This window comes from Pseudomonas agarici (assembly GCF_900109755.1).
Taxonomy (GTDB): domain Bacteria; phylum Pseudomonadota; class Gammaproteobacteria; order Pseudomonadales; family Pseudomonadaceae; genus Aquipseudomonas; species Aquipseudomonas agarici.
On sequence record NZ_FOAR01000021.1, the window covers coordinates 85,276 to 106,543 of the forward strand.

Annotated in this window: 21 protein-coding genes and 1 pseudogene; 12 read left to right on the plus strand and 10 right to left on the minus strand. The window is 61.1% G+C overall.

Going from position 1 to position 21,268, the window contains the following annotated elements; translation table 11 throughout:
* Positions 1-77: 77 nt before the first annotated feature.
* On the minus strand, positions 78-449 hold the full coding sequence (locus tag BMX68_RS18450) for a DUF3757 domain-containing protein (protein WP_017129985.1): 372 nt from the start codon (positions 447-449) through the stop codon (positions 78-80).
* Positions 450-818: 369 nt separating this feature from the next.
* On the opposite strand from BMX68_RS18450, the gene BMX68_RS18455 reads away from it, so the two are divergent.
* The 4 genes from BMX68_RS18455 (at position 819) to rloA2 (ending at position 2,997) form a co-directional block, all read left to right on the plus strand.
* Positions 819-1,163 carry a type II toxin-antitoxin system Phd/YefM family antitoxin gene (locus tag BMX68_RS18455; protein ID WP_017129984.1) on the plus strand — a complete coding sequence of 115 codons (345 nt, stop codon included), beginning with the start codon at positions 819-821 and terminating at the stop codon, positions 1,161-1,163.
* Complete coding sequence (locus BMX68_RS18460) at positions 1,163-1,816, plus strand: ATPase (protein WP_017129983.1); 654 nt, start codon at positions 1,163-1,165, stop codon at positions 1,814-1,816. Before BMX68_RS18455 ends, BMX68_RS18460 begins: the two co-directional genes overlap by 1 nt.
* Positions 1,817-1,915: 99 nt before the next feature.
* Positions 1,916-2,458, plus strand: coding sequence for a DUF2780 domain-containing protein (locus BMX68_RS18465; protein WP_017129982.1), 543 nt, complete (start codon positions 1,916-1,918; stop codon positions 2,456-2,458).
* A gap of 38 nt (positions 2,459-2,496) precedes the next feature.
* A complete protein-coding gene (rloA2, locus tag BMX68_RS18470; protein WP_017129981.1) occupies positions 2,497-2,997 on the plus strand; it encodes a retropepsin-like aspartic peptidase RloA2 in 501 nt (166 codons plus the stop codon).
* A 49-nt stretch (positions 2,998-3,046) separates the two neighbouring features.
* Here the strand turns inward: rloA2 and BMX68_RS18475 are convergent, their stop codons facing one another.
* Complete coding sequence (locus tag BMX68_RS18475) at positions 3,047-3,754, minus strand: 3'-5' exonuclease (RefSeq protein WP_017129980.1); 708 nt, start codon at positions 3,752-3,754, stop codon at positions 3,047-3,049.
* Positions 3,751-5,685 carry a DUF294 nucleotidyltransferase-like domain-containing protein gene (locus BMX68_RS18480; protein WP_017129979.1) on the minus strand — a complete coding sequence of 645 codons (1,935 nt, stop codon included), beginning with the start codon at positions 5,683-5,685 and terminating at the stop codon, positions 3,751-3,753. Before BMX68_RS18480 ends, BMX68_RS18475 begins: the two co-directional genes overlap by 4 nt.
* A gap of 330 nt (positions 5,686-6,015) precedes the next feature.
* On the opposite strand from BMX68_RS18480, the gene BMX68_RS18485 reads away from it, so the two are divergent.
* A complete protein-coding gene (locus BMX68_RS18485) occupies positions 6,016-6,459 on the plus strand; it encodes a response regulator (protein WP_017129978.1) in 444 nt (147 codons plus the stop codon).
* 148 nt (positions 6,460-6,607) lie between these two features.
* On the opposite strand, the gene BMX68_RS18490 is transcribed toward BMX68_RS18485, so the two are convergent.
* Positions 6,608-8,785, minus strand: a complete 2,178-nt coding sequence (locus BMX68_RS18490; protein WP_017129977.1) for a malate synthase G — start codon at positions 8,783-8,785, stop codon at positions 6,608-6,610.
* A 637-nt stretch (positions 8,786-9,422) separates the two neighbouring features.
* On the opposite strand from BMX68_RS18490, the gene BMX68_RS18495 reads away from it, so the two are divergent.
* On the plus strand, positions 9,423-9,944 hold the full coding sequence (locus BMX68_RS18495; protein WP_017129976.1) for a glycine cleavage system transcriptional repressor: 522 nt from the start codon (positions 9,423-9,425) through the stop codon (positions 9,942-9,944).
* Between the two features lie 216 nt (positions 9,945-10,160).
* Here BMX68_RS18495 and rarD read toward each other — a convergent pair whose 3' ends face one another.
* The 5 genes and pseudogenes from rarD to BMX68_RS18515 all read right to left on the minus strand — a co-directional run bounded on the left by rarD (position 10,161) and on the right by BMX68_RS18515 (position 15,609).
* The gene (rarD, locus tag BMX68_RS18500; protein ID WP_017129975.1) at positions 10,161-11,048 is read right to left on the minus strand and encodes an EamA family transporter RarD; all 888 of its coding nucleotides are present in this window, start codon (positions 11,046-11,048) and stop codon (positions 10,161-10,163) included.
* Between the two features lie 125 nt (positions 11,049-11,173).
* A complete protein-coding gene (locus BMX68_RS18505; protein WP_017129974.1) occupies positions 11,174-12,148 on the minus strand; it encodes a serine/threonine protein kinase in 975 nt (324 codons plus the stop codon).
* A 127-nt stretch (positions 12,149-12,275) separates the two neighbouring features.
* A complete protein-coding gene (locus tag BMX68_RS18510) occupies positions 12,276-14,177 on the minus strand; it encodes a PhoX family protein (RefSeq protein WP_017129973.1) in 1,902 nt (633 codons plus the stop codon).
* Positions 14,178-14,705: 528 nt separating this feature from the next.
* Positions 14,706-14,807 (minus strand): annotated as a pseudogene (locus tag BMX68_RS25615) (TOBE domain-containing protein); the annotation flags it as partial.
* Positions 14,808-14,871: 64 nt separating this feature from the next.
* A complete protein-coding gene (locus BMX68_RS18515; RefSeq protein WP_017129972.1) occupies positions 14,872-15,609 on the minus strand; it encodes a ComFC family protein in 738 nt (245 codons plus the stop codon).
* 93 nt (positions 15,610-15,702) lie between these two features.
* On the opposite strand from BMX68_RS18515, the gene bioB reads away from it, so the two are divergent.
* The 6 genes from bioB to BMX68_RS18545 all read left to right on the plus strand — a co-directional run bounded on the left by bioB (position 15,703) and on the right by BMX68_RS18545 (position 20,561).
* Positions 15,703-16,758, plus strand: a complete 1,056-nt coding sequence (gene bioB / locus BMX68_RS18520) for a biotin synthase BioB (protein ID WP_017129971.1) — start codon at positions 15,703-15,705, stop codon at positions 16,756-16,758.
* Positions 16,759-16,763: 5 nt separating this feature from the next.
* Complete coding sequence (gene bioF / locus BMX68_RS18525) at positions 16,764-17,954, plus strand: 8-amino-7-oxononanoate synthase (RefSeq protein WP_026012968.1); 1,191 nt, start codon at positions 16,764-16,766, stop codon at positions 17,952-17,954.
* On the plus strand, positions 17,947-18,678 hold the full coding sequence (locus BMX68_RS18530; protein WP_017129969.1) for an alpha/beta fold hydrolase: 732 nt from the start codon (positions 17,947-17,949) through the stop codon (positions 18,676-18,678). Before bioF ends, BMX68_RS18530 begins: the two co-directional genes overlap by 8 nt.
* Positions 18,671-19,483 (plus strand): malonyl-ACP O-methyltransferase BioC, encoded by an 813-nt coding sequence (gene bioC, locus BMX68_RS18535; RefSeq protein ID WP_017129968.1) that lies wholly within the window; start codon positions 18,671-18,673, stop codon positions 19,481-19,483. Before BMX68_RS18530 ends, bioC begins: the two co-directional genes overlap by 8 nt.
* Positions 19,480-20,160 (plus strand): dethiobiotin synthase, encoded by a 681-nt coding sequence (gene bioD, locus BMX68_RS18540; RefSeq protein ID WP_017129967.1) that lies wholly within the window; start codon positions 19,480-19,482, stop codon positions 20,158-20,160. Before bioC ends, bioD begins: the two co-directional genes overlap by 4 nt.
* Positions 20,161-20,267: 107 nt before the next feature.
* Complete coding sequence (locus tag BMX68_RS18545; RefSeq protein ID WP_017129966.1) at positions 20,268-20,561, plus strand: hypothetical protein; 294 nt, start codon at positions 20,268-20,270, stop codon at positions 20,559-20,561.
* A 197-nt stretch (positions 20,562-20,758) separates the two neighbouring features.
* Here the strand turns inward: BMX68_RS18545 and BMX68_RS18550 are convergent.
* Positions 20,759-21,268, minus strand: a 510-nt coding sequence (locus BMX68_RS18550; RefSeq protein WP_218145915.1) for a hypothetical protein, incomplete at its 5' end; no start/stop codon positions are given.

Consider the following 21,268-nt stretch of genomic DNA (forward strand, 5'->3'; position numbering starts at 1 on the left):
CCTGCGCAATCATCTTTACAAAGTATGCGAGGCGTTCCCACGTGGGAACGATCAAACAAGGAGGCTGGGTGATTCTTCTATTTCTGATACTCAAAAGAGCACTTTGAGATGTCCGAATCGGCGCAGTCTTGCTTTTGCCAGGCTGTTCCGTTCGCCGCTTTCCACTGATTGAAAGGTTTCAGGGCCAACCTGATACCCGCCTCGCCGTCGCCTTCATAGCTACAGATGACTGCCTGGCTGTCGGTATTGAACTTGGCATTGGTAAAATTAACTTTGCCCAGATAACTCTTGGCGGCATATTCATTTTCTCCCGTCCACATTCGTCCCTCGGGGCCTGGCGCGCTATAACTGAAGCCTCCATCCTTAAGCGGTTGCTCTTTGATTGCCGTGGCGGGCGGACAGGTGGCGGTATCGGCATAAGCATTGCCTGTGAACAAGGCAATCACCATCAGTCCTAGTCCTACTTTCATTTTTCCTTGCATGTCTGCTTGCTCACTTATCGATTGAAAGAGCTTTGATGTTGCGCAAAGTCAGTGGTGATGGCTACTGTCAGAATTGACAGGTTCCGAGGTTGTTTTGAAATAACGCCAGGTTGCTGAATAACAGTGCGGCTATATAAGCGTTGCGATAGTTTGCTCGTTGTCCACTCGGCGTAGGAGGGGAATTCTGAGGACGTTGGGAGCGTCTCTGCACCTTTGGCGGGCGAGCACGTCTGCGTGCCACCTTCATAGGACAGAAAAAACCAATATGGCAAAAATAGCCAGAATGGCGTCGCCTTGTTATAGTGAGCCTGTCTTCCTTGTCTGCGAGTCCGCGTCATGATTGCCTTGCCTGATCTGCTTGATCTGCCCCGTCAGAACGCGTCCCAGGTGAAGAACAAGTGGGCCGATGTTGTTCGCCTGGTTCATCAGTCCGGCAGTGTCGCAGTGACCAATCACTCCACGGTGGAAATGGTCTTGCTGGACGCCGAGACCTACCAGCAGTTGACCGCGCAAGTGCAGGCCTACAAGGCTCGGGAGCAATCGGCGCTGGATGAGCTGACCCAGCGCTTTAATGCGCGCCTGGAGAGCCTGCAACAACCCGAAGCCGCCCAGGGGCTGCGCTCGTTGCTGGCGGCCAAAGGCAAGCTGGCCAAGCGACCTAAAGCTGGCTCTTCATTCTGATGGCGGTGACGCCTGTCGCCGAACGTCCGTTTATTTTTGTCCTGGCCGGCGTCAATGGCGCCGGCAAAAGCTCGATAGGCGGTGCGTTGCTCGCCGAGCATGGGTTGGATTGGTTTAACCCAGACAGCTTTGCCCGCGAGCTGATCGGTTCATTAGCGATCGAGCCGACCCAGGCCAATGGCTTGGCCTGGGAACACGGTCGTAGACAATTGGAACGCGCCCTGTGCGAAGGCCGCAACTATGCTTTCGAGACCACGTTGGGGGGCAATACCATCGCCCTGATGCTCGCCCAGGCGTCGCGGACCCATGATGTGGTGATGCTGTTTTGTGGCTTGTCTTCGCCGGAGCAGCACCTGCAGCGAGTGCACTTGCGAGTTTCGCGTGGCGGTCATGATATTGCGCCACAGAAGATTCGCGAACGTTGGGTCAATTCGCGGATGAACCTGATTGCGCTGATGCCATACCTGACCCATCTGCAAGTCTTTGATAACAGCACCGACGCCGAGCCCGACGAGGAGATCCCCGACCCGTTGCTCGTGCTGGAGATGGTCGAGGGCCAGATGGTCTATCCCTATCCGCAAGATGCCCAGGCCCTGCGGGCAACGCCCGAATGGGCACGACCGCTTGTCCAGGCTGCCATCGAGCGCCACTGAAGATTATTGCCCTGGGAACAAGCCCGGTTTTTTCGACTCCAACGGGCAGTGCCAAGCCCCGTGCGCAGGGGCTTTCAGATGACTCAAGAGGTGGTAGCGATGAAGGTTTCACGCGGTGTTGTACTGGTTTCACTGATGGCATTTGCCGCCACGCCGGTGTTTGCGGCTTTCAGCCTGAGCGATGCGGCCAATGCGATATCGTCCATGCAGGACGGCAACAAGAACGCCGCCGCGCCGGCCAGCGGCTTGCTCAGTGCTCTTGGCTCGCAGCTCAATGTCACGCCGGAACAGGCCATCGGTGGTACCGGGGCGATGTTGGGGTTGGCGAAGAACAAACTCAGCGGCAACGATTATTCGCAACTGAGCCAGAGCGTACCGGGGCTGGATCAATTGTCCGGTGGTGGTGCCCTGGCCGGGCTCGGTGGTTTGCTCGGCGGGCAGTCGGGTAGCTCTTCCGCCGTCGGCAATGCTTTGGGCAATGTAAAAAGTCCCACTGACCTGGACAACGCCTTTGGCGCCCTGGGCATGAACAGCGGTATGGTCGGCCAGTTTGCCCCGATCATTCTCCAGTACTTGGGCGACCAGGGCGTAAGCGGACCGCTGCTGCAGAGCCTGAGCGGAATTTGGGGCGCCGGTAGCTGAACCCACTCCCCACGTCTCCACTCAAAGGTACCGTCCAAGTGAAATCGCTTCTTGCCCTGTTGTCCCTCCTGGCCTTGCCCGCCATGGCCGCCGAGCCGACCTTGTACGGGCGCTACGAATACATCCAACTGCCGGAAATCGGCCAGACCTTCAAGGCCAAGATGGACACCGGTGCCCTGACCGCGTCGCTGTCGGCCAAGGATATCGAGCTGTTCAAGCGCGACGGCAAGGACTGGGTACGTTTCCGTCTCGGTACCGCCGATGCCGATAACAAGGTCTATGAACACCTGATCTCACGCATCAGTAAGATCAAGACTCGCACCGAGGAAGACGAGGACAGTGATGTCGCCGATCCGAGCAAGCGGCCTGTGGTGGACCTGGAAATGTGCCTTGGCAACGTCAAACGCACCGTGGAAGTCAACCTGACCAACCGCAGCAGCTTCAACTATCCGTTACTGATCGGCGCCAAGGCCCTGCGCGAGTTCGGTGCGGCGGTGAATCCGGCGCGGCGTTATACCGCTGACAAACCCGACTGCTGATTGGCGGGCGTGGATGTATTACCGGTTCGAATCAGTTGTGGACGGCGGATCAGAACGAGTGACCGTGCCGACTCCGCTGCCAGTGGCTCAATCGTTGCTGCAGGGCCCGCGGGCCATGGATCTGTTGTTTCCGCGCCCGGCTGAATAGGATCAACGCCAGTTCGGCGGTGGCCAGGGCGTCGGCGCTGGCGTGATGGCGTTCTTCCACCCGAAGGTTGAAGTGAGCGATCCAGTCATCCAGCCCGGCATCGCGCAAACCCGCCTGCGGACACAGCATCGGCGCGATGGCGGCCACGTCGAAGAATGGGTGCCGCAAACGATAACCGAGGCTGTCCTTTAGCGCACGGGACAGCATGTGCTGGTCGAACGGGGCATGGAAGGCCAGCAGTGGGCTGTCGTCGACAAATGTCATGAAGTCCAGCAAAGCCTCGGCCGGGTCGCTGCCCGCCGCCAGGGCACTGGGCCCCAATCCATGGATCAGTACGCTGGGGTTGATCGGCTGGTTGGTCCGCAAGAGCGTGCGCTCGAAGGATTGCCCGAGGTCGATGGCGCCATCCTCGATCACCACCGCGCCGATGGCGATCACCAGGTCGCGGTTGAGGTTGAGACCCGTGGTTTCCAGGTCGACCACGATCCAGCGCTGTTCACGCAGCGAGCACTCCTGCAAGGGCCGCGTCGCCGGCAATTGTCGCAGGCGTTCGCGTTGAGCCGTCGTGAGCGGCGGAGTAGTGGGCTTGAACCAGGCAAACAGCTTCATAGCTGATACCGCAGGGCTAGGCTGCGTTGCAGGCGTTGCGCCTGGCGCAGGGCTTCACGCAGGATGCGCCGGTCCAGGTGATTGAGGCTTTCCGGGTCGACCCGGTTGGAATACGGCAGGTTGGCCCGAGTCTGCAATTGGTGCTGCTGCATGCGGGTCTGCTGAATAAAGTGATAGGCCTCTTCATAGGCAGCGCCGTCGAGGGGAGCGATCACTTCCCTGACAACTAGCTGTTGCAGGCGAGCCAGGGTGTTGCTGGCCTCGATACCGTTGGCCAGCGCCAGCAGACGGGCGCCGTCGACAAAAGGCGTGAGGCCTTGGATCTTGAGGTCGAGCGTCGCCTTGTCGGTGCCTTTGCGGCTCAACACGAACTCGCGAAAACGACCTACCGGTGGGCGGTTGCGCAAGGCGTTTTCGGCCATCATGCGCTGAAACAGCCGGTTTTCGGCAACCTGGCCGAGGATACCCTGGAGTAGCGACTGGCAGGCCTGGTCGTCGCCCCAGACCACCCGTAGATCGAAATAGATGCTCGATCCCAGCAGGTTTTCCGGCGTCGCTTCGCGAATGAAGGTGGCGAAGCGCTGCGCCCATTCGGCGCGGGACAGGCACAGCTCGGGGTTGCCAGCCATGATATTGCCCTTGCACAAGGTGAAACCGCACAACGCCAGGCTCTGGTTGATCTGCTGGGCCAGCGGCAGCAGCTTGTCGCGAATTTCGGCGGCATGTGCCGCGTCGCGAGCCTCGAAGAGGATGCCGTTGTCCTGGTCGGTGTGCAGGGTCTGCTCGCGGCGGCCTTCGCTGCCGAAGCACAGCCAACTGAAGGGCACGCCCGGATCGCCCTGGTCGTCCAGGGTCAGCTCGATCACCCGGCATACCGTGTGATCGTTGAGCAGGGTGATGATCTGGGTGATCTGGGTGGAGGAGGCACCGTGGGCGAGCATGCGCTCCACCAATTGGCCGATCTCGCCGCGTATCGTTACCAGGTTTTCCACCTGGGCGGCGGTGCGGATGGTCCGTGCCAGATGCACCAGGTCGACCCGTTGCAGGGAGAACAGATCGCGCTCGGAGACCACGCCACACAGCCGCCGATCCTTGACCAGGCAGACATGGGCGATATGCCGTTCGGTCATGGCGATAGCGGCATCGAAGGCGCTGTGGTCCGGGGTCAGGGCGAACGGCGCGTTGATCATGTGCCGGTCGATGCTCCGGTCGAAGTCATCGAGGCCGTCGGCCACCACTTGGCGTAGGTCGCGCAGGGTAAAAATGCCCACCGGGGCCTTGCGCTCGTCGACCACCACGATGCTGCCGACCTGCTGCTTATGCATCAGGGTCACGGCTTCGCGCAGTGGCGTGAGCGGGCCGCAGGTGACCGGGTGACGCATGGCCAGTTCGCCGAGGCGGCTGTTCAGGGAATATTGCGTGCCGAGGGTTTCCACGGCCTTTTGCTGGACCTGCTGGTTCACTTGGTCGAGCAGGCTGCTGACGCAACGCAAGGCGAAATTGCGAAAGCGCTCGGACAGCGAGAGCAGTTTGATGAAGGCTGGTTTGTTCAGTTGCAGGCAGAAGGTGTCTTCGACCGCCAGGTGCTCGGTGCGGGTGGCGCGTTTGCCCAGCAACGCGGTCAGCGGGAAGCATTCGCCGATGCTGATTTCGAAGACGGTCTCGGTGCCGCCACGGGCGCCGTGTGGGCGCTCGCCGACGATGCGTCCCTGCTTGACGATATAGAAGTGCTCCACCGGGCCGTCGGTGGGTTTGATAATGCTCTCGCCCTGACTGTAGAAGCGCAGTTGGCACTGCTCGACCAGATACGCCAGATGGGCGTGTTCCATCTGGTTGAAAGGAGGGAAGCGTCGCAGGAACTGCAGGGTGCCGTGAATGTTTTGTAACACCGCGGTCTTGCCTGCCTGGGTGAAGGTATCGGCTTTGTTCATGACCGCTATCGCTGTTGTCCGTTATTGTTATCGGGCTTTTTTCTGTCGCGTTCGCCCATGGTCGGACGCTTGTTAACGGATGCCCATTGGACGTAAGTCTAGTGGCTTGCGGCTGTTACTCCCGTTAGTCGTCTGCCTTGTCTGATCGGTGTTCGGCGAGTTTTTCGTACAGATTCTTCGGGTCGAGAAATAATCTACAGTTAACTCATCGAGTTCTTAATGAAGAGCTTCTTGGAAAACTTTCCGACGAAGTGCACATTGAGTCGCCGTTTAGCAGTGTCTGACCACAGTGCCAGGGAATTGGATAGCTAAGGGAAGCTAGAGAACCGTATGCCCGAACACGATATTTTGAGCGATGCCGAGCGTGAAGCATTACTTCAGGTGATGCAGACGCCGCAATTGCCGACCCAATGCGTGCTGATCGTCGATGACGACCGGGACGCCCGCGAGTTGTTGTCGGAAATTTTTATGCTAAATGGCATTCACTGCCTGACCGCCGCCAGCGGCTGCGTGGCGCTCCAATTGCTGGAGGCGGATCGCTCCATCGGCTTGCTGATCACTGATCTGCGCATGGCCGACGATGGCCTGGACCTGATTCGCAAAATCCGCAGTTCGGAGCGGGCGGCGCTGCCGATCATCATCGTGTCCGGTCATGCCGGGGTGCGCGATGCCATTGATGCCATGCACTTGAGCGTGGTGGATTTCCTGCTCAAGCCGATCGATGTCGAGCATCTGTTGGCATTGGCCAGGCGCGAACTGGGCTTGCTGGCCTAGTGGCCTGAGTCGCTGTTCCTCGCCATGGACGGGTGGTATCCGACTTGAACTACTGAACCAACCGTACAGGCCACTAGGCCTTGGGGCGAGATGCCCGAAATGAAAAAGCCCTGATCGTTAAGGATCAGGGCTGTTGCGTTTCTTGAGATTACAGGCCGTTACGGGCCTTGAACTCGCGGCGGCGACGGTGCAGCACCGGCTCGGTGTAGCCGTTTGGCTGCGTGGTTCCTTCGAGCACCAGCTCGACCGCCGCCTGGAAGGCGATGTTGCTGTCGAAGTCCGGAGCCAGGGGGCGGTACAGGACGTCGCCAGCATTCTGCCGGTCAACCACCGGCGCCATGCGCTTGAAGCTTTCCAGCACTTGCTCCTTGGTAACAATGCCGTGGCGCAGCCAGTTGGCGATGTGCTGGCTGGAAATGCGCAGGGTCGCACGGTCTTCCATCAGCCCGATGTCGTTGATGTCCGGCACTTTCGAACAGCCGATGCCCTGGTCGATCCAGCGCACCACATAGCCGAGGATACCCTGGGCGTTGTTGTCCAGTTCGTTGCGGATCTCTTCGCTCGACCAGTCGGTATGGCTCGCCAGCGGAATTGCCAGGATATCGTCCACCGAAGCCTGCGCACGCTGGGCCAGTTCGGCCTGGCGGGCGAACACGTCGATCCGGTGGTAATGCAGTGCATGCAGCACGGCGGCGGTCGGCGACGGGACCCAGGCGGTGTTGGCACCGGCCAGCGGGTGGGCGATTTTTTGTTCGAGCATCGCCGCCATCAGGTCGGGCATGGCCCACATACCCTTGCCGATCTGGGCGCGACCTTGCAGGCCGGTGCTCAGGCCGATATCGACGTTCCAGTTTTCATAGGCGCCGATCCATTTTTGCGCCTTCATGGCAGCCTTGCGCACCATCGCCCCGGCTTCCATGGAGGTATGGATCTCGTCGCCGGTACGGTCGAGGAAGCCGGTGTTGATAAACACCACACGCTCGCTGGCCGCCTTGATGCAGGCCTTCAGGTTGACGGTGGTGCGCCGTTCCTCGTCCATGATCCCGACTTTCAGCGTATTGCGCGGCAGGTTCAGCACCTCTTCGATGCGTGCGAAAAGCTCATTGGTGAACGCCGCTTCTTGCGGCCCGTGCATCTTCGGTTTGACGATGTAGACCGAGCCGGTGCGGCTGTTCTTGCGCAGGTTGTTGCCGTTGAGGCTATGCATCGCCGCGAGGCTGGTGAGCAGGCCGTCGAGGATGCCTTCGGGAACTTCGTTGCCATCTTGGTCGAGAATCGCATCGATGGTCATCAGGTGACCGACATTGCGCACGAACAACAGCGAGCGGCCAGGCAGGCTCAGTTCATTGCCGTCGAAGGCGGTGTAGCGACGGTCGGCGTTCATGGTGCGGGTGAAGGTGGTGCCACCCTTGGCGACTTCCTCCGCCAGGTCGCCTTTCATCAGGCCGAGCCAGTTACGATAGATCAGCACCTTGTCATCGGCGTCGACGGCGGCGACCGAGTCTTCGCAGTCCATAATAGTGGTCAGGGCTGCTTCCATCAGCAGGTCTTTCACGCCAGCGGGGTCGGTCCGGCCGACCGGGCTGTTGGCGTCGATCTGGATCTCGACGTGCAGGCCGTTGTTCTTCAGCAGGATGGCGGTGGGGGCCACTGCATCGCCCTGGAAACCGACCAGTTGGGCATCGTCGCGCAGGCCACTGTTGCTGCCGCCCCTGAGGGCGACCACCAGCTTGCGCTCGACGATCTTGTAGCCGATGGCGTCGACATGGGAGCCGGTCGCCAGTGGCGCGGCTTCATCGAGAAAGGCACGGGCGAAGGCGATCACCTTGTCGCCACGGACTTTGTTGTAGCCCTTGCTCTTTTCCGCGCCGCCGGCTTCGCTGATGACGTCGGTGCCGTACAGGGCGTCATACAGCGAACCCCAGCGGGCGTTCGAGGCGTTAAGGGCGAAACGCGCGTTCATCACCGGGACCACCAGTTGCGGGCCGGCGGTGCGGGCGATCTCGTCGTCGACATGCTGGGTCGTGGCCTGGAAATCCTCTGCTTCTGGTAGCAAGTAGCCAATGTCTTGCAGGAAAGCTTTGTAAGCTACGGCATCGTGAGCCTGACCGCTTCTGGACTGGTGCCAGGCATCGATGCGGGCCTGGAGATCATCGCGTTTGGCGAGTAGGGCTCGGTTCTTCGGCGCCAGGTCGTGAATGACCCTGTCGGCGCCGGCCCAGAACTGCTCGGCGGTCAGGCCGGTACCGGGAATGGCTTCGTTGTTCACGAAGTCGAACAGGACTCTGGCGACTCGAAGGCCACCGACTTGAACGTGTTCAGTCATTGCTTGCCTCACTCTGCTCAGCTATTGAGCTCTTGTGTTTTAACGCCTGGCGTGGTTTCACAGACACTCGGGCAGACATCCATTCAACATTATGTAGTGCTCGCCGAGGCATACTACATGATGGTTCGCGGTTGTGAAAATCAGACTAAATGCGTCGTTTTGCGACCAATGGGTTCTATCCGGTCACGCAAAAGCCGGTGGCGTTTTTGAGAAAGGGAGGATGTCATACCGAGCCTAATCCTTGTCCCAGGCGGTTATAAACGAGGCGCCACCTAACAGCAAAGCAAGCGTAACGATTGATGCATCAAATGACTGCTACGGACCAATACCACCCTCAACAGCTGCAATAAGGCTTACGGTGATGTCGCCGAGGTAATCGGCATTGTTGAGGCTCGATAGGGCTTGCTGCTTTTTTTCAGCTTCAAGGGCTAAACGCTATAAGAACCAAGGATCCTTAAAAATAGGGACGATCTGATATGCCTGTATGACTTCACAATAGTTTGCCCATGAAGTCAGCCACTCCCGCGCCGCTTTGGGGTTTCGTATCCGTACCTCAAGTGATTCCAAACCTGCAAAACCCCACGGGTGGAGTGCCCCTTGCCTATACTGGGTCGACCCATGACCGGAGGGCTATCCCGTGGATCACCTCGTACTGACTGTATTCGCACCCGACAAGGCCGGCCAGGTCGAACAGATTGCGCTGTGCATCGCCGAACACGGTGGCAACTGGCTGGAAAGCCGGATGTCGGGCCTGGCCGGGCAGTTTGTCGGTATTGTCCGGGTCGAGGCGCCAGCCCAGGCCCATGATGAACTGATCCTGGCGCTGCAATCACTTGCCAGCCAAGGTATTCATATCCAGGTTATTCCCGATGGCGGCGAAGCGCCCGGCCAGTGGAAAGCCATTGCGATGGAGCTGGTGGGCAATGATCGTCCGGGCATCGTGCGCGATATCACCCGCTTGTTGACTGAGCAGGGGGTCAACCTGGAGCAACTGGTGACCGACGTAAGCCCCGCGCCCATGAGTGGCGACCTGCTGTTCCATGCCGAGGCGATCCTGGCGGTGCCGTTTGAGCAGACGCTGGAAGCCTTGCAGTCGTGCCTGGAAACCCTGGCCGATGAGCTGATGGTGGAGTTGGTGCTGCGCGGCGAAGAAGACTGAGGCGGGTTATCCAGTGTTAACGGGGACGGGCCTGTGGATAACCTGGGGAGACACGGCGCCCGGCCAGGCGGGTCGTGGCTTGCGCAGATGTGAGCAAAAAACGAACAGTTTCAAGGGCTTGTGCACAAACGGCGTGGACCGGCCTGTGGATAAGCTTGGGATGGAAGCCTGCAGCCATTGTCGGGTGTGGCTTGCAGGCTTTTGTACGTTTTCTGATCAGCTACGTTTGCGCAGGTTGAGCCAGATATCCACACTGTAAATCGCCAGGCCCGCCCAAATGAACATGAACGCGACCAAAGTGCCTGGCGATAGGTGCTCGTCGAAAAGCCAGACTGCCTCCAGCAGCACCAGGGTCGGTGCCAGGTACTGGAGGAAGCCGAGGGTGGTGTAGGGCAGATGGCGCGCAGCGGCGTTGAAGCTCACCAGCGGAACCAGGGTGATCGGGCCGACAGCCACCAGCCACCACGCTTGGGAGCTGCTCCAGAAGTCGGTTTGCGCGGTGTCGGCCATTGGATGGAGGAGCAGCCAGCCGAGGGCAATCGGCGCCAGCATCCAGGTTTCCACCACCAGGCTCGGTAACGCCTTGACCGGTGCCTGCTTGCGAATCAGGCCGTAGAAACCGAAGGTCAGCGCCAGCACCAGCGAGACCCACGGCAGGCTGCCGACCTGCCAGACTTGTTGTGCCACGCCCACGGCGGCCAGGCCGACCGCGATCCATTGCAGGCGGCGCAGGCGTTCACCCAACAGCAACAGGCCCAGCAACACGTTGATTAACGGGTTGATGTAGTAACCGAGGCTGGCTTCGAGCATCCGTCCGGTGTTCACCGCCCAGACATAGGTCAACCAGTTGGCGGCGATCAGCGTGCCGCTCAGCGCCAGGATCGCCAGGCGACGCGGGTTTTCCCGCAGCTCGCGCCACCAGCCAGGGTGTTTCCAGACGGCCAGCAGCAAGGCGCCGAACAGCGCGGACCAGAGCACACGGTGGATGATGATTTCCACGGACGGCACGGTGGCGATGGCTTTGAAGTAGATCGGGAGCAGCCCCCAGATGATGTAGGCGGTGAGGCCCAGAATGTATCCGCGAGTCGGGTTGACGGCTTGCATGCAGAGTCCTTTAGAGGCCGACTAAAGAGCCAGTGTAAAGTAAGCGACCGGTCGTTCCCACGCCCCGCTGGACGCTGCCGTGACACCGCGCATCGACAGGGAGCATGGGGACGATCCGTGGGGCATCAGAATAGTTTCAGCGGTTCTTCATTCAGCGCCGCGAGTTGTTCGCGCAAGGCCAGCACCTGGTCGCCCCAGTAACGCTCGCTGCCGAACCAGGGGAAGCTATGGGGAAACGCCGGATCGTCCCAGCGCCGTGCCAACCAGGCGCTGTAGTGCATCAGGCGCAAGGCGCGCAGGGGCTCGATCAGGGCCAGTTCGCGAGGATTGAAGTCGTGGAACTCGCTGTAGCCATCCATCAGTTCCGATAACTGGCCGAGGCATTCCTGGCGGTCGCCGGCCAGCATCATCCACAGATCCTGGACGGCTGGGCCCATGCGACAGTCATCGAGGTCGACAATATGGAACACCTCGTTGCGGCACATCATGTTGCCAGGGTGACAGTCGCCGTGCATGCGGATGTTCTGGTGCGGGGTTTCCTTATAAACCTGTTCCACGCGCTTGAGCAGGTCGCGGGCCACCGACTCATAGGCTGGTAGCAGGCTGCGCGGGATGAAGTTGCCTTCAAGCAGGGTGGTCAGCGAGTCGTGGCCGAAATTCTTCACCCCGAGGACTTCGCGGTGCTCGAACGGGTGAGTGGCGCCGACGGCGTGCAGGCGCCCCAGCAGTTGGCCGAGGCGATAGAGTTGGTCGAGATTGCCCGGTTCCGGCGCCCGTCCGCCGCGTCGGGGAAACAGGGTGAAGCGAAAACCGGCGTGTTCGAACAGGCTCTCGCCGTTATGCAGCAAGGGCGCGACCACCGGGACTTCGCAGTCGGCCAGTTCGAAGGTGAAGCGGTGTTCCTCAAGGATGGCTTCGTTGGTCCAGCGCTGGGGCCGATAGAATTTGGCGATCAGGGGCTCGCCATCTTCGATGCCCACTTGGTAGACGCGGTTTTCGTAGCTGTTGAGCGCGAGCACGCGGGCGTCGCTGAGAAAGCCAATGCTTTCCACGGCGTCGAGCACCAGGTCGGGGGTAAGTGTTTCAAACGGGTGGGACATACTGGCTCCTGCGCGCAGCAGGCTGCCGCGTCCGGCCAAGCATGTTAGCGCACCGGGGCCAAGAAAGGTGATGGACTCATGTGGCGAAGCCGCTCGCCACAAGGTCGCCATTTTTGGCTCTGGTCGATCAGGCGCCGATGACTGCGCCGTCCTCTCGCCGGATGGCCATCACCGATGAGCGCGGCTTGCCGCCGGGCCGATGTTCGGGGAAGGTCGAGCCGCCGTTTTCACCCGGATGCTGGATGCCGACGAACAGGGTCTTCTGGTCCGGGGCAAAGCTGATGCCGGTGACCTCGCAACCCACTGGCCCGACCATGAAGCGACGAATCTCGCCGGTCGCTGGGTCGGCACAGAGCATCTGGTTGTTGCCCATGCCGGCGAAATCGGCGGCATTGCTGTAGTCGCCGTCCGTGAGGATCCACAGCCGCCCGGCCTTGTCGAAGCCCAGGCCATCCGGGCTGTTGAACATGTTCTGCGGGGTGATGTTCGACGAGCCGCCCTTGGCGGTGCCGACATGCACTTGCGGGTTGCCGGCGATTACGAACAGGTCCCAGTCGAAGTGCAGGGCGCCATGATCGTTACCCGCGGCCTGCCAGCGCAAAATCTGTCCGTAGGCGTTTTTTTCCCTGGGGTTGGGGCCGCCCACTGGCTGGCCGTCTTCGCCGCGCTTGACGTTGTTGGTCAGAGTGCAATAGACCCGGCCATCGATGGGACTGACAACGATCCACTCCGGACGATCCATGCGCGTCGCCTTGACCGCGCTGGCGGCCAGTCGGGCGTGAATCAGCACTTCGGCCTGGCTGGCAAAACCGCTGCTGGCATCGATGCCGTTGGTGCCGAAAGTCAATTCGACCCATTCGCCCGCGCCCTTGGGGTGGTCCGGGTTGCCGTCGCCATTGTCGAAACGGGCGACATACAAAGTGCCGTGATCCAGCAGTTCGCGGTTGGCCTTGGGGTTCTTGTGATTGATCTTGTCGTGGCTGATGAATTTGTAGATGAACTCGCCGCGCTCATCATCACCCATGTAGACCACCGCACGGCCATCACGGGTTTCGGCCAGGGCGGCATTTTCGTGCTTGAAGCGGCCAAGGGCAGTGCGTTTGACCGGGGTGGACTGTGGGTCGAACGGATCGATTTCCACCACCCAACCATGACGGTTCAGTTCGTTGGGGTTCAGGGCCATGTCGAAGCGCGGGTCGTGCAGATGCCAGTTGATTTCCTTGCTGGTGGCCACGACGCCATAGCGCTTTTGCCCGGCATCGAATATCTGTTCGGCGTTGCTACTGCCGAAACAGTCGGTGAAGTTCTCTTCACAGGTCAGGTAGGTGCCCCATGGCGTCTGGCCGTTGGCACAGTTCTGGAAAGTACCGAGGACTTTGCGCCCCTGTTTGTCGGCCTGGGTCTGCAACCAGGGGTGACCCGCCGCCGGGCCGCCGAACTTGATGGGCGTGTTGCCGTGGATACGTCGGTTGTAGGGGGAGCCCTGAACGAACAGCCACTGCTCGCCCTGGCGTCGCACCTCGATCACCGAGACGCCTTCGCTGGCTTGGGCCTTGCGCACCTCTTCGAGGGATTTCGGCTGGCCGCCGTGGGGGTAGAGATAGCGGTAGTTGGTGTATTCGTTGTTGATCGCCATCAGCGCGCGGTTGTCGTCGCCGGGGAAGGGGAACAGGCTCATGCCGTCATTGTTGTCGCCGAACTGGGTTTCCTGGGCCGTGGCGCTGCCATTGCCGCTCGGGTCGAAGGCCGGGCCGTTTTTCTCCAGGGGCTGACCCCAACTGATTAACACCGAGGCGGTATAGCCGGGCGGCAGGGTCAGGCTGTCGCTGGTGGCGGCGGCAATCCCGGCGAAGCCCAGCAGACTGCCGGAGGCGGCGCTGACGCTGGCGGCCATCACGCTGCGGGTGAGCAGGTTGCCGCCGAGAAACATCGCCGCGCCGCACAGGGCACCGGCACTGATAAAGCCGCGACGGCTGAGGCCGACCATCTGTTCGAGATCGGTGAGTTGGTTTTCTTCTAGTTGTTTCATCATCAGGCTCCCTGCGGTTAAGCGACCACCTTAGTGAGGGTGGATGACGAATTTGTTGCAGAAGAAAGCCGCAAGTGTTGCCCGATCGATCACCGGCAAACCGACATCGGCGCAATGTCTGCAGTTTTCTGCAAGAGGCGGCTGCCGACCATCGCCTCACAACGGCGTACCGAGCGGCCATCCCGATCTCAGTAGGCCCGCTTTGGTCCTCCTGGGTTTCCTCGACAAGACTGCCTGGGTAATTGTGTCAAGGTGTTGCCGAGACCTGCGGGGCGATCAATTTCAGCCCACCGAATAAGATTTGATTGCCCGTACTGCAAAAAAAGGTAAATGAACGTGCGTGAGGCTAAAAGCCTGTTGCGTGATTGAAAACGCCCGACTCGATAATCAGGCTCCCGTCTTACAGGTTTTTCGGATTGGTCCTGTGTACTCCTACGTTCATCGTGCCTTGGCATTCCTGGGACTTTCCCAATCGGGTCGATGCATGGGTTTTTATGTCAGCCGTGCTGATGGGGGGCAGCTTGTTTATGCCGCACGGGTAATCGAACCCTGCTCGGCGATATGTTGCAGCAGCGCGATGCGCTACGGGCGACGGACGATATGTTGGGTCAGCAAGACGGGCAGGAGCATACGGCGAACTTCGGGCGGCAAAGTAGTTGGCAAGGTGCCTCTCCAGGTCGATGGCGTCAAGTCGCTAGCGGTTGTGCGGGGCTGGGGTGCGCGCCAGGCAATAGACATCGACACGCCGGGCCCCAGCCTTGAGCAGCAGGCGGGCGAGGCTTTCGGCGGTAGCCCCGGTAGTCAGCACGTCATCGACCAAGGCCAAGTGCAGGCCGTCGACGCGTGCGCCGGGTGCCAGCGCAAAGGCGTTCAGCAGGTTGCGACGGCGCGCCCTGGCGTCCAGGTCCTGCTGCGCCACGGTGTCTTGGGTACGCAGCAAGCGGTGTTCATCCGTAGCGATTTTCAGGCTTCGACCCAGCCAGTTCATCAGCATGGCGGCCTGGTTGAAGCCGCGTTGACGCTGACGTTTTAGCGCCAGGGGCACCGGCAGCAGCAAGTCCGGGCGGGACAAGCCGTTGTTGAAACGCTCGCGCAGTGCCTCAGTTAATAGCTCGGCGAGCAAACGCCCCAGTGGCCATTGACTCTGGTGCTTGAAGCGGGTGATCAGGCTATCCAGCGGAAAGTGGTAGGACCACGGGGCAATCACCTGTTCGAAGCTGGGCGGTCGCTTCAGGCAATGGCCGCAGGTCAAGCCGGCCATCGGCAAGGGCAAGGCGCAGGTCTGGCAGTACGCCAGCAGCCAGGGCAGCTCGCTTTCACAGGGTGTGCAAAGTGGATAGGTGCTGTCGGCGGGCTCATCGCATAACAAACAGATTTGTTTGTTTTTTAACCAGATGTAAACCTGCATTTTGTTCCGTGGTTGACAGTCCATGTCTGTTCCTTAAATATGCCGAGTATCCGTGTCGCGGCGTTGAGTGTTGCTTACCTCGGCCGCTTGCCCAGCATAAAACAAGGAATCCCGCCGATGAGCGCCAGCATCACTGCCACTTTGCGTCACAATTGGTCTTTGGCCGAGGTCAAGGCGCTGTTCGTTCAGCCGTTCAACGACTTGCTGTTCCAGGCTCAGACCGTGCATCGTGCGCACTTCGATGCCAATCGCGTGCAAGTGTCGACCCTGCTGTCGATCAAGACGGGCGCCTGCCCGGAAGACTGCAAATACTGTCCGCAGTCCGGCCACTACAACACCGGGTTGGAAAAAGAAAAACTGCTGGAAGTGCAGAAGGTGCTGGAGGAGGCCGCTCGGGCCAAGGCCATCGGTTCGACCCGCTTCTGCATGGGCGCGGCGTGGAAGCATCCGTCGGCCAAGGACATGCCTTACGTGCTGCAGATGGTCAAGGGCGTGAAGGCCATGGGCCTGGAAACCTGCATGACCCTGGGCCGCCTCGATCAAGAGCAGAGCGCCGCGCTGGCTGAAGCTGGCCTGGACTACTACAACCACAACCTCGACACCTCGCCGGAGTTCTACACCAGCATCATTACCACGCGCACCTACAGCGAGCGTTTGCAGACCCTGGCTTATGTGCGTGATGCCGGCATGAAGATCTGTTCCGGCGGCATCCTGGGCATGGGCGAGTCCCTCGACGACCGCGCCGGGCTGTTGATTCAACTGGCCAACCTGCCGGAGCATCCAGAGTCGGTGCCGATCAATATGCTGGTGAAGGTCGCCGGTACGCCGCTGGAGAACGCCGATGATGTCGATCCGTTCGACTTCATCCGTATGCTGGCGGTGGCACGGATCCTGATGCCCAAATCCCATGTGCGCCTGTCGGCGGGTCGTGAGGCAATGAACGAGCAGATGCAGGCCCTGGCGTTCCTGGCTGGCGCGAACTCGATTTTCTACGGCGACAAGCTGCTGACCACCGCCAACCCGCAAGCCGACAAGGACATGCAGTTGTTCGCGCGCCTGGGTATCCAACCGGAGGCCCGTGAAGAACACGCGGACGAAGTGCATCAGGCGGCCATCGAACAGGCGCTGGTGGAGCAAAAGAGCGGCGAGCAGTTCTATAACGCTGCTGTTTGATCCATATGTCCTTCGATCTCTCGGCACGCCTGGCCGCCCGTCGCGCCGAAAACCTCTATCGTCAGCGACCACTGCTCGAAAGTCCCCAGGGACCGGAAGTGGTCGTCGATGGTCAGCGGCTGCTGGCTTTTTGCAACAACGATTACCTGGGCCTGGCCAATCATCCGCAGGTGATCGAAGCCTGGCAAGCCGGCGCGGCGCGTTGGGGCGTAGGCGGTGGCGCGTCGCATCTGGTGATCGGCCACAGCGGCCCGCACCATGCGTTGGAAGAAGCGCTCGCCGATTTCACCAGGCGGCCCCGTGCGCTGTTGTTCACTACCGGCTACATGGCCAACCTCGGTGCGGTCACGGCCTTGGTCGGGCAGGGCGACACGGTGCTGGAAGACCGCCTCAACCATGCCTCGCTGCTGGATGCCGGACTGCTCTCGGGCGCACGCTTCAATCGTTATTTGCACAATGACGCCGAGAGCCTCGCCCAACGCCTGCAAAAAGCCACCGGCAATACCATGGTAGTCACCGACGGGGTGTTCAGCATGGACGGCAACCTGGCCGACCTGCCGGCCCTGGCCCGCGAAGCCCGGTCCCGGGGTGCTTGGCTGATGGTCGATGACGCTCACGGTTTCGGCCCGCTGGGGGCCAACGGTGGCGGGATCGTCGAGCACTTCGGCTTGAGCCAGGAGGACGTGCCGGTATTGGTCGGCACCTTGGGCAAGGCTTTCGGCACGGCGGGGGCGTTTGTCGCCGGTAGCGAGGAGCTGATCGAGAGCCTGATCCAGTTCGCTCGACCCTATATCTACACCACCAGCCAGCCACCGGCGCTGGCCTGCGCGACCCTGAAAAGCCTGGAACTGCTGCGTACCGAGCACTGGCGCCGGGCGCATCTGAAGACGTTGATCGGTCAGTTTCGCGAGGGTGCGCGGCAGATCGGCCTGGCGTTGATGGACAGCTTTACGCCGATCCAGCCGATCCTGATCGGCGATGCCGGGCGGGCGCTACGTTTCTCGCAGAGGCTGCGTGAGCGCGGGTTGCTGGTCACGGCGATTCGTCCGCCGACCGTGCCCGCCGGCAGTGCGCGTTTGCGGGTGACCTTGTCCGCCGCCCACAGTGAGGCGCAAGTGCAGCTATTGTTAGAAGGCTTGGCGGAATGTTCCAGGTTGCTTGGCCCCCATGAGCCGTTGGAGCCAGACCATGCGTGATCAGTTGATTCTGTTGCCCGGTTGGGGCCTCGGTATTTCACCGCTGGAGCCGCTGGCGGCCGCCTTGCGCGGGCTGGACGAGCACCTGCGGGTGACAATCGAACCGCTGCCGGACCTGGATTCCAACGAGCTGGCACAGTGGATCGAGGAACTGGATGCGAGCTTGCCGGAGAATACCTGGCTGGGGGGGTGGTCGCTGGGTGGGATGCTTGCCTCGGCGCTGGCGGCGCGCCGTGGCGATCGTTGCTGCGGCTTGCTGACATTGGCGAGCAACCCGTGTTTCGTCGTGCGTGACGGCTGGCCCAGCGCGATGGCCAACGAAACGTTCGATCAATTCCTGGCGGGCTGTCGCGAGCAGCCGCAGGCCACCCTCAAGCGCTTCAGCCTGCTATGTGCCCAGGGCGGTGCGGACCCGCGCGGACAATCGCGGCTGTTGTCGAGTGGTGCGCCGAACACCGCTGCTTCGGTCTTGTTGAACGGCCTGGAAGTGTTGGCGCAATTGGATACGCGTGAGGCTCTGCAAGCCTACCGTGGGCCGCAGTTGCATCTGTTCGCCGGGCTCGATGGTCTGGTTCCAGCCGAGGCCGCGGGCGAGTTGCTGGCGCTGTTGCCGGATGTTGAAGTCGGTCTGATCGAACAGGCCGGTCACGCTTTTCTTTTGGAAGACCCCCACGGAGTGGCCGGGGCTATCCAGGCTTTTCTGCATGAGTCCGGTGATGACTGATCTTGCTCATCCGCCGTTGCCGGGCGGCTTGCCCGACAAGCGTCAGGTCGCGGCTTCGTTTTCCCGTGCGGCGGCCAGTTACGACAGCGTTGCCCAATTGCAGCGCGATGTGGGCCATGAGCTATTGCTGCGCTTGCCGCCGTCACTGAACCCGTCGCGCTGGCTCGATGTCGGTTGCGGTACGGGTTATTTCACTCGCGTACTGGGCGCTCGCTTCGGCGAAGACCGAGGGCTGGCGCTGGATATTGCCGTGGGCATGCTCGCACACGCCCGGCCCTTGGGTGGCACCCGACATTTTATCGCCGGAGATGCGGAGCGGTTGCCGCTGCAGGCGCAAAGTTGCGCACTGGTGTTTTCCAGCCTGGCGGTGCAATGGTGCGCGGATTTTGCGGCGGTGCTCGATGAAGCCCAGCGAGTCCTGCAGCCGGGCGGCGTGCTGGCCTTTGCCAGTTTGTGTGTCGGCACTTTGCATGAGTTGCGCGAAAGCTGGCGGACCGTGGACGGCATGGTCCACGTCAATCGCTTCCGAGCGTTCGCCGACTATGAGCGGCTGTGCGTGGCCAGTGGCCTACAGGTACTGAGCCTGGAAAGCCAGCCGCGAGTGCTGTATTACCCGGATGTGCGCAGCCTGACTCATGAGCTCAAGGCGCTGGGGGCGCATAACCTCAATCCCGGTCGGCCAGGAGGACTGACGGGCCGCGAGCGGATTCTCGGGCTGACGCAGGCTTACGAACAATTGCGTCAGACCGCAGGTTTACCGGCGACCTATCAAGTGGTCTATGCGGTGCTGGAGAAGCCGCTATGAATGCAGCCTATTTCATTACCGGCACGGACACCGATGTCGGCAAGACCACCATCGCCGCCGGCTTGTTACACGCTGCGCGGGCAGCGGGGTTGAGCACGGCGGCGGGCAAACCGGTGGCTTCCGGTTGCGAGGTGACGCCCAATGGCCTGCGCAATGCCGATGCGCTGGCATTGCTGGCCGAATGTTCGGTGGCGCTTTCCTACGCCGAGGTCAATCCGCTGGCGTTCGAACCGGCCATTGCCCCGCATCTGGCGGCGCGGGAGGCGGGTGTGGGGTTGACCGTGCAATCGCTACTGGTGCCGATGCGTGCGGTACTGGCAAAAAACGCCGACTTTACCGTGATCGAAGGCGCGGGTGGTTGGCGGGTGCCCTTGGCGGACCAGGCCAACCTGTCGGACCTGGCCCAGGGCCTGGGCCTGCCGGTAATTCTTGTGGTCGGAGTGCGTCTTGGTTGTATCAGCCATGCCTTGCTGACCGCCGAAGCGATTGTCCGTGACGGCCTGCAACTGGCCGGTTGGGTGGCCAATATCATCGACCCCAAGACCTCTCGTTTGGAAGAAAACCTCGCGACGTTGACCGAACGGCTACCGGCCCCCTGCCTGGGACGTGTGCCGAAACTCAAGGCGGCGACGGCCAAAACGGTGGCGTCGTATTTGCAACTGGACTTGCTCGACTAGCTTTTGGCTATCGTCAGGCATTGTGCCATTAGTGTTTTTGACGGGTGCTTTGCTGGCGGATCTGCTTCAATAAGCGTTGTCACTTCTTCGTAGAGTCGAGTTCGCCTATGGAAATCTCGGGAAATACCGCCTTTTATGCCGGTTTGAGCACGATTCAGTCTGGGCAAAACCGTGTCGACCGAGCCGCGAGCGAGATCGCCAATACCACGGTCGAGCGTTCGCTCAAGAGCCAGTCTTCCGATGTCCAGGTCGAGCGCCTGCTGTCGGTGGATCGCAGCCGGCAGAATTTGTCGAGCACGCTGGTCGACCTGTCCCGGGGCAAGCTCCAGGTCGAGCTGGGGGCCAAGGTCGAGAAGGCTGCGGACCAGGCGCTGGGCACATTGATCGACACTTACGCCTGATCGCTTCCTCCCAGCGTTTATTGCATCCGTCTGTGTGACGCAGAGCGTCATGGCTGCATTGCCATGCCCCACGCCCTGGTGCTACACCACTCCCATCAGTCGGCGGCTCTCCCCCCCCCGGCGCGCATCGACAATTAGCCTGGCGGATGGTCCCAGGCGAATGATGGCCACACGCATGTCGTGACCGTTCATAAAAATCAGTTTAGCGGCGGCATGCCTTTGGGCAGTGAATCGCGCAGAGCATCCCGCGCGCGTCGGCGGGCGACTTCGGCGGCTCGGGCCGGCAGCTCGCTGACGCTATCGGTCAGCCGGTCCTTCACGGCACCGACGCTCTCGGTGGCTTGTCGGGTGCGCTCCTGAATTTCGTCGAGCAGATGCCCCAAGTGCCGCCCCGCTTCATCGATCAGCGACAGCGCCTCATGGTCATGATCGAAGATGCGCCGGTACTGCCCGCAGCCGTTGGCCTCGCGGCGGGTGCCGCTGCCCATGCCGTATTCCACCACCAGCCCGGCAATTCCCAGGTTGTCGCGCAGGTCAGCGGCATCGGCGTCGCTCATCAGCGGAATCACCGGCGTCGCGTCGGCGCCCGCTTTCGGGCGGTTGGCGTCGTAGACACGTTGTTCGAAGTGGTTAAGCGCATAGCGGTTGGCCGCGAATGCGTAGTGATGGGCGTTGACGTTTACGCTGCGGGACAAGGCCATCAGTTG

Bases quoted from the DNA above. Each gene is read 5' to 3' on its own strand.
- BMX68_RS18465 (WP_017129982.1), top strand. From the start codon at position 1,916: ATGAAGGTTTCACGCGGTGTTGTACTGGTTTCACTGATGGCATTTGCC.
- BMX68_RS18455 (WP_017129984.1), top strand. From the start codon at position 819: ATGATTGCCTTGCCTGATCTGCTTGATCTGCCCCGTCAGAACGCGTCC.
- bioC (WP_017129968.1), top strand. From the start codon at position 18,671: ATGACTGATCTTGCTCATCCGCCGTTGCCGGGCGGCTTGCCCGACAAG.
- BMX68_RS18515 (WP_017129972.1), bottom strand. From the start codon at position 15,609: ATGGACTGTCAACCACGGAACAAAATGCAGGTTTACATCTGGTTAAAA.
- rarD (WP_017129975.1), bottom strand. From the start codon at position 11,048: ATGCAAGCCGTCAACCCGACTCGCGGATACATTCTGGGCCTCACCGCC.
- BMX68_RS18475 (WP_017129980.1), bottom strand. From the start codon at position 3,754: ATGAAGCTGTTTGCCTGGTTCAAGCCCACTACTCCGCCGCTCACGACG.
- BMX68_RS18530 (WP_017129969.1), top strand. From the start codon at position 17,947: ATGCGTGATCAGTTGATTCTGTTGCCCGGTTGGGGCCTCGGTATTTCA.
- BMX68_RS18510 (WP_017129973.1), bottom strand. From the start codon at position 14,177: ATGAAACAACTAGAAGAAAACCAACTCACCGATCTCGAACAGATGGTC.
- bioD (WP_017129967.1), top strand. From the start codon at position 19,480: ATGAATGCAGCCTATTTCATTACCGGCACGGACACCGATGTCGGCAAG.
- BMX68_RS18505 (WP_017129974.1), bottom strand. From the start codon at position 12,148: ATGTCCCACCCGTTTGAAACACTTACCCCCGACCTGGTGCTCGACGCC.
- bioF (WP_026012968.1), top strand. From the start codon at position 16,764: ATGTCCTTCGATCTCTCGGCACGCCTGGCCGCCCGTCGCGCCGAAAAC.
- BMX68_RS18545 (WP_017129966.1), top strand. From the start codon at position 20,268: ATGGAAATCTCGGGAAATACCGCCTTTTATGCCGGTTTGAGCACGATT.
- BMX68_RS18450 (WP_017129985.1), bottom strand. From the start codon at position 449: ATGGTGATTGCCTTGTTCACAGGCAATGCTTATGCCGATACCGCCACC.
- BMX68_RS18480 (WP_017129979.1), bottom strand. From the start codon at position 5,685: ATGAACAAAGCCGATACCTTCACCCAGGCAGGCAAGACCGCGGTGTTA.
- BMX68_RS18485 (WP_017129978.1), top strand. From the start codon at position 6,016: ATGCCCGAACACGATATTTTGAGCGATGCCGAGCGTGAAGCATTACTT.
- bioB (WP_017129971.1), top strand. From the start codon at position 15,703: ATGAGCGCCAGCATCACTGCCACTTTGCGTCACAATTGGTCTTTGGCC.
- BMX68_RS18460 (WP_017129983.1), top strand. From the start codon at position 1,163: ATGGCGGTGACGCCTGTCGCCGAACGTCCGTTTATTTTTGTCCTGGCC.
- BMX68_RS18490 (WP_017129977.1), bottom strand. From the start codon at position 8,785: ATGACTGAACACGTTCAAGTCGGTGGCCTTCGAGTCGCCAGAGTCCTG.